Source organism: Rhabdothermincola salaria, from assembly GCF_021246445.1.
In the GTDB taxonomy this organism is placed as follows: Bacteria; Actinomycetota; Acidimicrobiia; order Acidimicrobiales; family Acidimicrobilacustridaceae; genus Rhabdothermincola_A; species Rhabdothermincola_A salaria.
The window spans coordinates 983830-996852 of record NZ_JAJQXW010000001.1; the positions used below are offsets into that span (position 1 = coordinate 983830).

The following is a 13023-nucleotide window of genomic DNA, read 5'->3' on the forward strand; positions in this document are numbered from 1 at the left end:
CCGATGGCACACTGGGCGACATGCCCGCCACCTTCACCCGCATGGACGAGTCGACCCTCGAGGACTGGATGGAGATCGGCGCGGCCACGTCGGCCAACCAGGGCCGCGTGGCCGAGCGGATGCTCGAGCTGTTGCGCGCCCTGTCCAGCATCACCGACGGGTTCGGCACCGATCAGCTCACCCACTGCCTGCAGACGGCCACCCTCGCCGAACGGGCCGGCGCCGACGACGACGTCGTCTTCGCGGCGCTGATGCACGACGTGGGCAAGGCGATCAGCGTGCCCAACCACCCGGCGATCTCCGCGGAGATGATCAAGCCCTACGTGCGGCCCGAGGTCTACGCCATGATCCGCGTCCACCAGGACTTCCAGGGTCGCCACTACTACGCCCACTTCGGCGGCGACCCCGATGCCCGCGACGCCCACCGGGCCGAGCTCAGCGACCAGGAGTGGGCGTTGGCGGAGCGCTTCGCCGACGAGTGGGACCAGGTGGCCTTCGACCCGGAGTACGACACCTTGCCGCTCGAGCACTTCGAGCCGCTGGTGCGCCAGGTCACCGCCCAGGCCCGCATGTAGCGACCCCGGGCCCGAGCCGGACGGCCCGAGGAGCCGGCGTCAGAGGCCCCGGTGGTCCTCGGCCAGGCCGAGCAGCACCTGAGCCGATTCGAGGTAGGTCTTCTCGCTGATGAAGGCGTGCTGGGTGCCCGTGTAGATGTCGCGGAAGGCCCGCTCGAGCCGGCTGCCCTCACGGATCGCCGTGGTGCCGGCAGCGAGGTGGCACCACTGCGCCACCTCGCGGCTGGCCTCCGTGGCGTAGGTGGCAGCGATGCGCATGTCGGCGCGCATCCTGGGCGTGAGGGGTTCCCCGGCGGTCACGGCCGCCTCGGCGGTGGTGAAGGCGTCGAGGACCAGCAGGCGGGCGGCCCGCCACATGCCGGTGTGGTGGGCGAAGTTGCGCTGGAAGGTCTGGCGGTTGGCCAGGGTCTCCATGTCGCTCATGCGGACCTTGCTCAGGGCCAGCTCGGCGACGTCGTCGAGCATGCTCTGGGCCACGCCCAGCGCCCAGCCGGCATGTCCGGCCGCGGTGATGGCCATGAGGCCCATGCGGAACGCCGGCCCCTCGCCCCGGTGAGGGGTGCGCTCGAAGAGGTTGAACACCCGGTGCTCGGGCACGAACGTGTCGGTGGTGTTGTAGTCGTAGGAGCCGGTGCCCTTCAGGCCCTGGACGTGCCAGCCGTCGGTGAAGGTCAGGTCCTCGCGTGGGAACACGCCGGCGAGGAGCTGCACCTGGCCGTCGTCGTCGAGGACGATCTCACCGTCGTCCATCGGGAGGAAGCCGGCGCAGACCCAGGCCGAGTGGCCGGTCCCGGACCCGAAGTTCCACGAGCCGCTCACCCGGTAGCCGCCGTCGACCTTGACGCCCTGGCCGTTGGGGGCGAACTGCCCACCGAGGGTGACCCGCTCGGACAGGTCGCCGAACACCTCGTCGAAGCCCTCGTCGGGCAGGTAGGCCGCGGTCGCCGCCGCCGACGGCAGGTTGGCGATGCCGATCCAGCCGAAGGAGCCGTCGAGCCAGGCCATCTGCTGCCAGGTCGCCAGCATCTCGGCGAAGCCCGGTTCGCTCCCCCCGGCCGGCGCCGGGTTCATGTGGCGCATGAGACCGGTGTCCCACATGGCCTCCACGATCGGCGCGGTCATGGTGCGGGCGGCCTCGGCGGCCCCCGCCTGCTCGGTCACCACGTCGGCCATGGCCGCCACGAGGTCGGTGCCGGTGTCCCCCAGAGTCATCGTCATGCCTCGTTTGTAGCCGACAGCGCGCCCCGCCGGCGCACGGCGGCGGCCGATGCCCTGTCGGATCGAGCCCGGGGTCGTGGCTGGGGTGCCCCCTCCAGACGGGCTCAGCCGTGCCGGTTGGGCGACCCGGCCAGCGCCTGGGCCTCGTCGAAGAGCGCCTGGATGGCGACCGCCAGCTGGCTCGTGACCTCCCGGACGGCCCGACGGGGGACCCGCCCGTTCTCGCCCTTCGGAGGCGGCGTGATGGGGGTGCCGACGACGATCACGATCTTCACCGGACGCACCCACTTGGACCCCTTGGCCATGGCCCGCTCGCTCCCGCCGATGCCCACCGGCAGGATCGGCGCACCGGTGCGGCAGGCGACGTAGCTGGGGCCGTCGAACACCTTGGCGATCTCGGGTCCGCTCTGTCGCGTCCCCTCGGGGAACATCACGAGGGGCTCGCCCCGCTCGATGACGGTCATGGACGCGCGCAGCGCGTCACGGTCGGCGGTGCCCCGTTCGACGGGGAACCCACCGAGGGAGGTCAGGAACCACCCCCCGAACCTCGAGGTCCACAGCGACTCCTTGCCCATGTAGCGCAAGCGCCGTCGGGTGATCGGCGCCAGGAGGGGCGTGTCCACGTTGGAGCGGTGGATCGGCGACACGATGAAGGGACCGGTGGCGGGGATGTTCTCGCGACCATGGACCTCGAGTCGGAACCACAGCCGGGCCCCACCGGCGATGAGGGCTCGCATGACCGCGTAGAAGATCCTCTGCGACCTGCTCAGGTCCTCGCCGAGCTCGTGTCCGGCCGGGACGTGGAGCTCGCGCCGGGTCATCCGAGGCGCTCCAGGATGACGTCGACGATGTCGTCGATGCTCAGGTCGCTGGTGTCGACCACGAAGGCCCCGTCGGCCTCACGCAGCGGATCGTGCTCGCGGCCCTGATCCAGGGCATCGCGGCGAGCCAGGTCGGCCGCCACCGTCTCGTAGTCGAGGTCGGTGACCTCCTTGGAGCGACGGGCCGCTCGCACCTCGGGGGCCGCATCGAGGTACACCTTCAGCGCCGCATCGGGGAACACCACGCTGCCGATGTCGCGACCCTCCATGACCCCTCCCCCCCGGACCTCGGCCCACTCGCGCTGACGGCGGCGCATCTCACCGCGGACGCGGGGGTTGGCGGCGACCACGCTCACGGCCCGGGTGACCTCCGGCCCGCGGATCTCGATGGTGGCGTCGACCCCGTCGACCGTCACGGTGCCCTCGGGGCTGACGTCGATGCTGAGCGACTCGGCCAGGTTGCCCACCACCTCGCCGTCCTCGGGATCGACCCCGCCCCGCAGGGCGGCGAAGGCCACCGAGCGGTACATCGCACCGGTGTCGAGGTAGGGCAGTCCCACCCGTTCGGCCACCGCTCGGGCCACCGTGGACTTGCCCGATCCGGCGGGGCCGTCGATGGCGATCACCCGCAGCGGGGCCTGGTCGTTCTCGGTCATCGGTCGCTCCCTGCGTGGGGCCGGTCGTCGCCAGGCGGTGGCCGCAGCGATTCCAGCACACTGAAGTAGTCGGGGAAGGTCTTGGCCACGCACCCGGGATCGGCGATGGCCACGCCGGCGGCCCTCAGTCCGAGCAGGGCGAAGCTCATGGCCATGCGGTGGTCGTCGTAGGTCTGCACCACCGCGGCACGAGGGGCGCCGGGGCGGATACTGAAGCCGTCGTCGTGCTCGGAGGCATCGATCCCGCAGCGGCGCAGCTCGGAGACGACCGCGGCGATGCGGTCGGTCTCCTTGCCGCGGATGAAGCCGATGCCGCGCACCCGCGTGGGCGAGTCGGCGAAGACCGCCACCGCGGCGAGGGTCTGGGCGGTATCGGAGATGTCGGCGAAGTCGGCCTCGACGCCGCGCAGGGTGCCGGTGCCTCGGACCTCGATGCCGTCGCGCTCGCGCACCACGGTGGCGCCCATGCGCTCGAGCACGTCCACGAAGGCCACGTCGCCCTGCAGCGAGTCCGGGTCGAGCCCTTCGACCCGCACCCGTCCGCCGGTGATGGCCGCCGCCGCGAAGAAGTACGACGCCGCCGAGGCGTCGGGCTCCACCGTGTACGACGCGGCCGCTCGGTAGCCCCAGGGCTCGGAGCGATCGTCCGGCGACGACGGACCAGGCCGGTGGATGACGAAGGTGCGCGCGTCCGGGCGTTCGACCGGCACGCCGAAGGAGCGCATCACCGCCACCGTCATGTCGAGGTAGGGCACCGACACGGGTGTCGTGGTGAGGCGCACCGTCATGGTGCCCGGAGGGCCGCACGGGGCGCTCAACAACAGCCCGGAGACGAACTGGCTGGACACGTCGCCCGGCAGGTCGAGCACCTGTGCAGGAGGGATCGGCGCGCTCGTCGCGCCCCCGCCACCGAGCGAGCTCGCGCCCGACGCCGGCGGGCCGCCCGTGCCCCGCACGGTGACGGGCAGGTGGCCGGGTCGGCCCTCCTCCACCACCTCGGCCCCCATGGCTCGCAGCGCGTCGAGCACCGGGCCCATGGGACGGGCTCGCAGGGCCTCCGCCCCGTCCAGGCGGTACGGACCGGCGCCCAGCGTCAACATGGGCAGGACGAAGCGCGACGTGGTGCCCGACAGCCGGGCGTCGAGATCGACGGGGCCATCCGCGATGCGTCCGCCGACACCGTCGACGGTGACCGTGAGGGTGGGCCGGTCGATGCGCACGTGTGCGCCCAGGCGGGCGATGCAGTCGAGCATGGCCTCGGTGTCGTCGGCGAAGAGCACGCCGGTCAGCACGCTGCGCCCGGGGGCCAGGGCGGCGGCGACGAGCGCTCGGTTGGTGATGCTCTTGGAGCCGGGCGGGCGCACGACGGCGTCGACCGGGCCCGCGAAGGGCAGCACCTCGTACGGGTCCGGGAGCGGGGCACCCGGCGGGCTGGCCGCGGCGGTCATGTCAGCACCTGGAGCGTCGCCCGGTGGCCCTGGGCCAGCAACCCGCCGAGCAGGCGCTCACCGAGAGCCGCCTCGACCAGCAGGATCAGCACGCCCTCGTCACCTTCGACCGAGTGAGCGATCTCGATGTCGGCCACGCTGACGTCGAGCTCGGTGGCCAGCACCATGATCTCGGCCAGGGCCCCCTTGCGGTCGACGATCGGTACGCGGATCTCGGCCAGGTCCTCCGGACGGCTGAAGCGCGCCGGGAGGGCCAGTCGAGCGGCCCGGGCTCGTTCGAGCACAGCCACGAGGGCATCCCGGTCGTTGTCGGCGACGACGTCGCGCACCTGGGAGAGCGCGGCGATGAGACGGCTGAGCTCTTCGACGATCGCCGTGCGGTTCTCGGCGCAGATGTCGGGCCAGATGCCCGGGTGGCCGGCGGCGATGCGGGTCATGTCCCGGAAGCCGCCGGCCGCGAGCCGCAGCAGCCCCCGGTGCTGCTCGGCCCGCTCGTCGGCCAGGCCCATGAGCGACGCCGCGGTGAGGTGGGGCACGTGGGAGACCACCGCGACCATGGTGTCGTGGCGTTCCGGAGGGATGGCCACGACCTCGGCGCCGAAGGTCGTGATGACGCCGCGCACCCGGGCGTAGGCGTCGTCGTCGGTGCCGGCCACGGGCGTGAGCACCCAGGTGCGGCCCTCGAACAGGTCGGCGCGGGCGCCGTCGACCCCTTCGAGCTCGGACCCGGCCATGGGGTGACCGCCCACGTAGCGCGGGTCGCCCATGAGGTCGAGCATCGGGGTCTTCACGCTGCCGGCGTCGGTGACCAGTCCCCCGGTGTCGGCCAGGGCCCGCACCACCTCGTCGGCGACGGAACCGACCGGCACGGCCACGAAGGTGATGTCGGCGTCCACCGGTCCGTCGGGGGCGAGCGCATCGATCGCCCCTCGGTCGAGGGCCCGATCCAGGGTGGCTCGGTCACGGTCGCGACCGAGCACGAACCACCCGGCTCGCCGCAGGGCCAGAGCGATCGAGCCGCCCACCAGACCGGTGCCCACCACCAGGGCTCGTCGCCCCGCCGACGCGGGTGTCACCGGCCCGTCTTCGTCGGGGGCCGCTGCGGACCCGGACACGGTGGCCACGTCACTCCGGCAGGTCGTCGCGCAGGCCCGCCGCCCCCTCGAGGTACACGTGACGCAGCTCGTCGCGGGCCCGTTCGGTCGTGAGGTGCATGAGCACCCTGATGCAGCGCTCGGTGGCGTCGACGATGTCGAGCTCGCGGGCACAGATCAGGGGGATGTCGCCGAACCCGACGTCGCGGGCCGCCGTGGCGGGAAAGACGCTGTGGATGTCATCGGTGGCGGTGAACAGCACGCTGATGATGTCGTCGTGGTGCACGCCGTTGCGGTCGAGCATGGCCTGGAGCAGCGCGACGGTGCGCGCCCGCACCTGCTCGGCGGTGTCGGCGTCGACGGTCGTGGCCCCACGCAGGGCTCTCACAGCGGCGGTCACGGCCGGCGAGCCTACCCCTGGTCCGGTCGGGGCCCGGCGGCCCGTTCCAGGGCCCGCACCTCGTCGTTGGTGAGCTCGCGCCACGTGCCCGGCTTCAGCCGGCGGTCTGACAGAGGGCCGATGCGGGTGCGCACCAACCGGCTGACGGGGTGGCCGATGGCCTCGCACATGCGCCGCACCTGGCGGTTGCGGCCCTCGTGGATGACGAGCTTGATGATGGACGGGGCCACCAGCGATGCCTGCGCCGGCGCGGTGCGCCCGTCCTCGAGCTCGACGCCTTCGCGCAGCTGCCGGATGGCCGCACGCGTCGGGGTGCCCTCCACGTGGGCCACGTACTCCTTGTCGACCCCGAACGACGGGTGCGTGAGGCGATGGGTCAGCTGGCCGTCGTTGGTGAGCAGCAGCAGGCCCTCGGTGTCGAGGTCGAGGCGGCCCACGGGGAAGACACGGGGCTCATCGGGCACCAGCTCCACGACGGTGGCGCGCCCCTGGGGGTCGTCGGCGGTGGTGACCACCCCTGCCGGCTTGTTCAACAGGTAGTGGACCCGCCCGGCCCTCAGCCCGACGGGCACACCGTCGACGGCGACGACGTCGGCCTCGGGATCGATGCGGCGGCCGAGTCGGGCGACGTCGCCGTTGACCGTGACGTGGCCACCGGCGATGAGGTCCTCGCAGGTGCGACGGCTACCCAGCCCGGCCGCCGCCATCACCTTCTGCAGGCGCTCACCCTCGGAGAGCACGGGTGCGGTGCGGCCCGTACCATCCGGCGCGGCGCGGTCGTCGGGCACGGCTCAGCTCTCGCCGTCGAGGAGATCGCCGAGGACGGGACGATCGTCCGACGCACCCGCTGCGCCATCGGCCCCGGGGCCGTTCGGCCCGGTCGTGGACGGGTCGGGAGCGGCCGCCTCGATGCGCAGCCCGTGCTCGAGGGCCTCGACCACGTCGGCTCCGGGCACGAAGTCAGCCACCGCCGGGAGGTCGGACAGCGAGTTGAGGCCGAGCTTGTCGAGGAACAGCGGCGTGGTGCCGAACAGCACGGCCTGACCAGGGCCGGGATCGCGGGCCACCTCGGTGATGTAGCCGCGCTGCTCGAGGGTGCGCACCACGCCGTCGACGCTGACCCCCCGGATGGCGGCGACCTGGGCCCGGCTGATGGGCTGCTTGTAGGCGACGATGGCGAGCGTCTCGAGGGCGGCCGCCGACAGCTTGGCGGTCTGCCCCTCGAGCACGAAGCGCTCGACGTGGGGCGCCTGATCGGAGTGGCTCTGGTAGCGCCACCCTCCGGCCACCGGGGCCAGCTCGAAGCCCCGTTCCTGGGACCGGTACTCGTCGGCCAGCTCGGCCAGGGCCTCCTCGACCTCGCCGACGCCCACGTCGAGGATCTGGGCCAGCACCGTGGCCTGCACCGGCGAGTCGGCCACCATGACCATCGCCTCCAGGGCCCGCTTCACCTCCGCGGCCACCCCTCAGCCCTCGTAGGTGTCGACGCCGGCGAGGTCGGCCACCGCCATGGCCGGCGAGCCGAGCCACACGATGTCGATGTCGCCGAACGCGGCCGTCTGGTCGAGCTCCACCAACCCCTGCTTGAACAGCTCGAGCACGGCGAGGAAGCGCACCACGATCTCGATGCGGTCGACCAGGCTCTCGGTGAGGTGGCGGAACGTGACCCGGCCGGCACGGGGCAGCTCGTCGACGAGCTCGGCCACGGCATCAGTGACGGTGACCTTGATCGAGTGGATGTGGTCCACGCTCACGGCCGGCTTGGGCTTCGGGGTCATGGCCCGCAGGTACGCCGCCTTGAGGTCCTCGGCGTCGATCCCCGCCAACAGGTCCGGTGTCAGCTCCAGGAAGCGATCGTCGGGGCCGGCGGTCCTCGGTCGCGAGAGCGACGCAGCGTCGGCCAGCGAGGCGAACACGGCGGCGGCGTCCTTGAACGTCTTGCAGTCGAGCAGACGGGCCAGGAGCAGGTCGCGCTCCTCCCAGAGGGCGAACTCGTCGTCGAGGTCGACGTCGGCGTCCTCGGGCAGGAGGCGCTTGCACTTGAGCTCCACCAAGGTGGCGGCGATGAGGAGGAACTCGGTGGTGACCTCGAGGTCGAGGAACTCCATGCGATCGAGCTCGGCCAGGTAGGCGTCGATGATGCGCGACAGCGAGATCTCGTAGAGGTCGACCTGCTCGCGCAGGATCAGGTGGAGCAGCAGGTCGAAGGGACCCTCGAACACGGGGGTCTGCACCTCATAGGGCATCGGCCCACGATAGGCCCGCCACGACGAGGCCCGGTGCACCGCGGTGGAGGTGCCCCTCGTCGCCGCCGGAGGTCTCGCCGCCTACCATCGCGGACGATGCCCACATCGGCCCTCCACGCCCCGTCCGGACCGACCCCGCCGCCGCCGGGAACCGCCGGACGGCGCCTACGGGGCCGCGTCCTCGTCGGAGCGCTCGTGGTGCTCGGAGCCCTCGGCGCCTGCTCGTCGGAGCCGGAAGGTCCGCCTCCCGCCGAGGCGGCCGACGTCGTGGCGGGCGGTTTCGGGCTCGGCACCGATGTGCGGCAGTGCCTGCTCGGGCGTTTCGAGGACGACCCTTCGTCCAGTGTCGCCCTGTCCATCGGTGGGGCCGCCTCGCTGGACGACCGCCGAGCCCTCCAGGACGTGCTCGAGGGGTGCATCACGCCGGAGGCCCTCGCCGAGGTGATCGCCGCCGGCGCCGGCGCCGGCGTCCCCGGCACCGACGGCGAGCGGCAGGCCTGCCTCGAGCGAGAGGTCCTGGCCCTCGACCAGGAGCGGCGGTCGCTGCTGCTGGTGGGCCTGGCCCTGTCGGGCGACGGCACGCCCGACCAGCTCGACGTCGACCTGGGCGCGGTGACCAGCGAGCTGTTCGCGGCCTGCGACGTGGCATTCGACACCGACCCGGGCGACACCGACCCGGGCGACACCGACCCGAGCGACACCACCACCGCTCCCGGTTCCACCTCCGCACCCTGACTCCGCCGAGGCCCCGACGGGCGGTCTCGTCCGCAGCCCCCGCCCACGAGCCCGACCGACGGGCAACCCCTTCGGGAGGGCGTCACCGGCGTCGGTAGCATCGCCCCCCATGACGCGCGTGTTCTCGGGCATCAAGCCCACCGGTCCGGTCCAGCTCGGCAACCTCCTGGGCGCCTTGCGCCACTGGGTCGCCGACCAGGGCGAGGCCGACACGGTGTTCTGCGTCGTGGACCTCCACGCCTTGACCGTCCCCCAGGACCCCGCCGAGCTGCGCTCGCGCACCCTCGAGCTGGCCCAGCTCCTCGTCGCCATCGGGATCGACCCGGATCGTTCCACCCTGTTCGTGCAGAGCCACGTGCCCGAACACGCCGAGCTGTCCTGGATCCTCGAGTGCACCGCCTCGTTCGGCGAGCTGCGCCGCATGACCCAGTTCAAGGACAAGAGCGACGGGGCCGACTTCGTCTCGGCGGGGTTGTTCACCTACCCGGCGCTGATGGCAGCCGACATCTTGCTCTACGACACCGACCGGGTGCCGGTGGGCGACGACCAGCGCCAGCACCTCGAGCTCTCCCGCGACCTGGCCATCCGGTTCAACCACCGCTACGGCGACACGTTCGTCGTCCCCGAGGCGGCGATCCCCAAGGTCGGGGCCCGCGTCATGGACCTGCAGCAGCCGACCCGCAAGATGTCGAAGTCGGAGGACTCGCCCCAGGGCACGATCCTGGTGCTCGAACCCCTCGACAGCGTGGCCAAGAAGATCAAGCGGGCCGTCACCGACAACGACACCGAGGTCCGCTTCGATCCGGAGGCCAAACCGGGCGTGTCCAACCTGTTGTCCATCCTCGGGGCCTGCACCGGCGAGGACCCCGCCACCGTCGGGGAGACCTACACCCGCTACGGCGACCTCAAGGCCGCCTGCGCCGAAGCGGTCGTCGAGACGCTGCGCCCCATCCAGGACCGCTTCGCCGAGCTCGCCGCCGATCCCGAGGGCACGGCCGCCCTCCTGGCCAAGGGCGCGGCGAAGGCCCGCGAGGTGGCAGTGCCCACCCTCGCCCGGGCCCGCCACAACCTCGGCCTGCTCGCCCCTCACTGACGCCCAGCGAGCGGCGGCGGCGACCGTTCGCCCGGTCGACACCTCGCCGCGGGCATGTCTCGACCTCGGCCCCGAGGGGTACGGGCCCTGCATGGGAGCACGCCTCGACCTGCAAGACGACGACCGCCAGCGCCAGCTGGCGTGGAAGGCGGTCTCGACCCTGAGTGCGGTGGTGGGTGGCATCGCCACCCGCAAGCTGCTGGAGCTGGCGTGGTCGAGCGTCAAGTCGTCCGAGCCCCCGGGGAACCCGGCTGATCGACGGGCGTCGTGGGGGCAAGCCATCCAGTGGGCCGTCGCCACCGGCGTCGGCGTGGGCATCGGGCGGTTGGTCAGCGAGCGCCTGGCCGCCACCGGTTGGGAGATGGCCACCAGGACCGACCCCCCGGGCATGACCACGGACTGATCGGACTGATCGGGAGTTCTCACCCCCGAAACGTTCCCGACACGCAGCCTCCGTACCGTCCTGCCTCGCCGGCTCTACGCCGGTCCGTCTCGCTCCGCCGCACGCGGTCGGGATGTCACCGCGTGAAGGGAACGACCGATGACTGGACAGGCCACCCGGCAACGGGCGATCGATGCCGTGACCGCGTACGTCACGCCGAACGGCGGAGCCGTCGGCACCGACGCTCCCGGTGAGATCTTCGGCCAGAACGTGTTCTCGCGATCGGTGATGCAGAAGCGCCTCCCGAAGACCGTGTTCGCGTCGGTGCTGGCCACCATCGAGCACGGGGACCGGCTCGACCACACCGTGGCCGATGTCGTGGCCTCGGCCATGAAGGACTGGGCCCTGGAGAAGGGGGCCACCCACTACGCCCACGTCTTCTACCCGCTCACCGGCCTCACCGCCGAGAAGCACGACAGCTTCCTCGAACCCGACGGCTCCGGTGGCTCCATCGCCGAGTTCGCCGGCAAGACCCTCGTGCAGGGCGAGCCGGACGCATCGTCCTTCCCGAACGGCGGCTTGCGCCAGACCTTCGAGGCGCGCGGCTACACCGCATGGGACGTCACCAGCCCGGCCTACATCCTGGAGAACCCCAACGGGAACACGCTGTGCATCCCCACGGTCTTCATCTCCTGGACCGGTGAGGCCCTCGACAAGAAGACCCCGCTGCTGCGCTCCCAGCAGGCCATGGGCGCCCAGGCCAAGCGGATCCTGTCGCTGTTCGGCCACGACGAGATCTCGACGGTGTCGTCGTTCGCCGGCGCCGAGCAGGAGTACTTCCTGGTCGATCGCCACTTCCTGTTCGCCCGCCCCGACCTGATGGCATCGGGTCGAACCCTCTTCGGCGCCCCGTCCCCGAAGGGCCAGGAGTTCGACGACCACTACTTCGGTGCCATCCCCGAGCGGGTGCTGGCCTTCATGCTCGAAGCCGAACAGGAGCTCTTCAAGCTCGGCATCCCCGCCAAGACCCGCCACAACGAGGTGGCGCCGGGCCAGTTCGAGATCGCCCCGGTCTTCGAGAAGGCCAACATCGCCACCGACCACCAACAGCTCCTCATGGTCACCCTGCGCAAGGTGGCCCAGGCGTACGGCATGGAGTGCCTGCTGCACGAGAAGCCCTTCGCCGGCGTGAACGGCTCGGGCAAGCACGTGAACTTCTCGCTCGGGAACGCCACCCAGGGCAACCTGCTCAACCCCGGCGACACCCCCCACGAGAACGCGCAGTTCCTCGTGTTCTGCGCGGCGGTCATCCGCGGGGTGCACCTCTACGGCGGTCTGCTGCGCTCCGTGGTGGCGTCGGCCTCCAACGACCACCGTCTCGGCGCCAACGAGGCCCCGCCGGCCATCATCTCCATCTTCCTGGGAGACCAGCTGGCCGACGTGTTCGACCAGATCGCCAAGGGCGGCGCCACGGCATCGAGGGAGAAGGGGACCCTCATCATCGGCGTGGACACCCTCCCGGAGCTGCCGTCGGACCCGGGCGACCGCAATCGCACCAGCCCCTTCGCCTTCACCGGCAACCGCTTCGAGTTCCGCGCCCCGGGATCGGCGCAGTCCATCGCCGGTCCGATGGTCGCCATCAACACGATCATGGCCGATTCGCTCGACTTCATCGCCACCGAGATCGAGTCGGCGATGGCCGACGGCGCCGAGTTCAACGTGGCGGTGCAGAAGGTGCTCGAGGGCATCATCACCGATCACGGCAGCGTGGTGTTCAACGGCGACGGCTACTCCGACGACTGGCAGGTGGAAGCGGCGGCACGAGGGCTGAAGAACCTGCGCACCACCGTCGACGCCCTGCCGGAGCTCGACAGCCCCGAGGTCCGGGACCTCTTCGCTCGCTACGGCGTGCTGAACGAGCGTGAGCTGGCCAGCCGCTACGAGGTCTACCTCGAGCACTACCACCTGAGCGTGGCCGTGGAGGCCAAGAGCTCCCTCGAGGTGGCCAAGACGATCATCCTGCCCGCCGCCCTGCGCTACCAGGGCGAGCTGGCCGCCGGCCACGCCAGCCTGAAGGCCCTCGGCTACGACGTCGACACCACGCTGCTCGATGCCGTCCTCGCCCACGCCGCCCAGCTCACGGACGGCATCGCCGCCCTCGAGTCGGCGCTGGCCCACGACACCGCGCTGGGGTCCCTCGAGGAGGCGACGTACGCACGCGACGTCCTCCTCGAGGCCATGGGCGAGATCCGCCAGGCCGCCGACCTGCTCGAGACGATGGTCGCCGATGACCTCTGGCCGCTGCCGACCTACCAGGAGATGCTCTTCATCCTCTGACCGGAACGCACGGGCGAC

At 71.7% G+C, this 13023-nt stretch carries 14 protein-coding genes; 5 read left to right on the forward strand and 9 right to left on the reverse strand.

The window, feature by feature from the left end; translation table 11 throughout:
- Positions 1–20 precede the first annotated feature (20 nt).
- On the forward strand, positions 21–575 hold the full coding sequence (locus LUW87_RS04565) for an HD domain-containing protein (protein ID WP_232669892.1): 555 nt from the start codon (positions 21–23) through the stop codon (positions 573–575).
- Positions 576–614: 39 nt separating this feature from the next.
- On the opposite strand, the gene LUW87_RS04570 is transcribed toward LUW87_RS04565, so the two are convergent.
- The 9 genes from LUW87_RS04570 to LUW87_RS04610 all read right to left on the reverse strand — a co-directional run bounded on the left by LUW87_RS04570 (position 615) and on the right by LUW87_RS04610 (position 8458).
- On the reverse strand, positions 615–1787 hold the full coding sequence (locus LUW87_RS04570; RefSeq protein ID WP_430300529.1) for an acyl-CoA dehydrogenase family protein: 1173 nt from the start codon (positions 1785–1787) through the stop codon (positions 615–617).
- 110 nt (positions 1788–1897) lie between these two features.
- Positions 1898–2614, reverse strand: coding sequence for a lysophospholipid acyltransferase family protein (locus tag LUW87_RS04575; protein WP_232669894.1), 717 nt, complete (start codon positions 2612–2614; stop codon positions 1898–1900).
- Positions 2611–3270, reverse strand: a complete 660-nt coding sequence (cmk, locus tag LUW87_RS04580; protein WP_232669895.1) for a (d)CMP kinase — start codon at positions 3268–3270, stop codon at positions 2611–2613. Before cmk ends, LUW87_RS04575 begins: the two co-directional genes overlap by 4 nt.
- Positions 3267–4718, reverse strand: coding sequence for a 3-phosphoshikimate 1-carboxyvinyltransferase (locus tag LUW87_RS04585; protein WP_232669896.1), 1452 nt, complete (start codon positions 4716–4718; stop codon positions 3267–3269). The genes cmk and LUW87_RS04585 overlap by 4 nt, the downstream gene beginning before the upstream one ends.
- A complete protein-coding gene (locus tag LUW87_RS04590; protein WP_232669897.1) occupies positions 4715–5833 on the reverse strand; it encodes a prephenate dehydrogenase in 1119 nt (372 codons plus the stop codon). The genes LUW87_RS04585 and LUW87_RS04590 overlap by 4 nt, the downstream gene beginning before the upstream one ends.
- 10 nt (positions 5834–5843) lie before the next feature.
- The gene (aroH, locus tag LUW87_RS04595) at positions 5844–6212 is read right to left on the reverse strand and encodes a chorismate mutase (RefSeq protein ID WP_232669898.1); all 369 of its coding nucleotides are present in this window, start codon (positions 6210–6212) and stop codon (positions 5844–5846) included.
- An 11-nt stretch (positions 6213–6223) separates the two neighbouring features.
- Positions 6224–7000, reverse strand: coding sequence for a pseudouridine synthase (locus LUW87_RS04600; RefSeq protein WP_232669899.1), 777 nt, complete (start codon positions 6998–7000; stop codon positions 6224–6226).
- Between the two features lie 3 nt (positions 7001–7003).
- Entirely contained in the window at positions 7004–7675 is a 672-nt protein-coding gene (scpB, locus tag LUW87_RS04605; RefSeq protein ID WP_232669900.1) for an SMC-Scp complex subunit ScpB, read from the reverse strand.
- A gap of 3 nt (positions 7676–7678) precedes the next feature.
- Positions 7679–8458, reverse strand: coding sequence for a segregation and condensation protein A (locus LUW87_RS04610; protein WP_232669901.1), 780 nt, complete (start codon positions 8456–8458; stop codon positions 7679–7681).
- A 96-nt stretch (positions 8459–8554) separates the two neighbouring features.
- Between LUW87_RS04610 and LUW87_RS04615 the strand changes: the two genes are divergently transcribed.
- The 4 genes from LUW87_RS04615 (at position 8555) to LUW87_RS04630 (ending at position 13005) form a co-directional block, all read left to right on the forward strand.
- Positions 8555–9193, forward strand: a complete 639-nt coding sequence (locus tag LUW87_RS04615; protein ID WP_232669902.1) for a hypothetical protein — start codon at positions 8555–8557, stop codon at positions 9191–9193.
- A 109-nt stretch (positions 9194–9302) separates the two neighbouring features.
- Positions 9303–10286, forward strand: a complete 984-nt coding sequence (gene trpS, locus LUW87_RS04620) for a tryptophan--tRNA ligase (RefSeq protein ID WP_232669903.1) — start codon at positions 9303–9305, stop codon at positions 10284–10286.
- A gap of 91 nt (positions 10287–10377) precedes the next feature.
- Positions 10378–10689 (forward strand): DUF4235 domain-containing protein, encoded by a 312-nt coding sequence (locus tag LUW87_RS04625; RefSeq protein WP_232669904.1) that lies wholly within the window; start codon positions 10378–10380, stop codon positions 10687–10689.
- Positions 10690–10827: 138 nt separating this feature from the next.
- The gene (locus tag LUW87_RS04630; RefSeq protein WP_232669905.1) at positions 10828–13005 is read left to right on the forward strand and encodes a glutamine synthetase III family protein; all 2178 of its coding nucleotides are present in this window, start codon (positions 10828–10830) and stop codon (positions 13003–13005) included.
- The last annotated feature ends 18 nt before the right edge of the window (positions 13006–13023 follow it).

What these genes read in the sequence shown, in the direction of transcription:
- LUW87_RS04565 (WP_232669892.1), top strand. Translation starts at nt 21, where the DNA reads ATGCCCGCCACCTTCACCCGCATGGACGAGTCGACCCTCGAGGACTGG.
- LUW87_RS04570 (WP_430300529.1), bottom strand. Translation starts at nt 1,787, where the DNA reads ATGACTCTGGGGGACACCGGCACCGACCTCGTGGCGGCCATGGCCGAC.
- LUW87_RS04575 (WP_232669894.1), bottom strand. Translation starts at nt 2,614, where the DNA reads ATGACCCGGCGCGAGCTCCACGTCCCGGCCGGACACGAGCTCGGCGAG.
- cmk (WP_232669895.1), bottom strand. Translation starts at nt 3,270, where the DNA reads ATGACCGAGAACGACCAGGCCCCGCTGCGGGTGATCGCCATCGACGGC.
- LUW87_RS04585 (WP_232669896.1), bottom strand. Translation starts at nt 4,718, where the DNA reads ATGACCGCCGCGGCCAGCCCGCCGGGTGCCCCGCTCCCGGACCCGTAC.
- LUW87_RS04610 (WP_232669901.1), bottom strand. Translation starts at nt 8,458, where the DNA reads ATGCCCTATGAGGTGCAGACCCCCGTGTTCGAGGGTCCCTTCGACCTG.
- LUW87_RS04615 (WP_232669902.1), top strand. Translation starts at nt 8,555, where the DNA reads ATGCCCACATCGGCCCTCCACGCCCCGTCCGGACCGACCCCGCCGCCG.
- trpS (WP_232669903.1), top strand. Translation starts at nt 9,303, where the DNA reads ATGACGCGCGTGTTCTCGGGCATCAAGCCCACCGGTCCGGTCCAGCTC.
- LUW87_RS04625 (WP_232669904.1), top strand. Translation starts at nt 10,378, where the DNA reads ATGGGAGCACGCCTCGACCTGCAAGACGACGACCGCCAGCGCCAGCTG.
- LUW87_RS04630 (WP_232669905.1), top strand. Translation starts at nt 10,828, where the DNA reads ATGACTGGACAGGCCACCCGGCAACGGGCGATCGATGCCGTGACCGCG.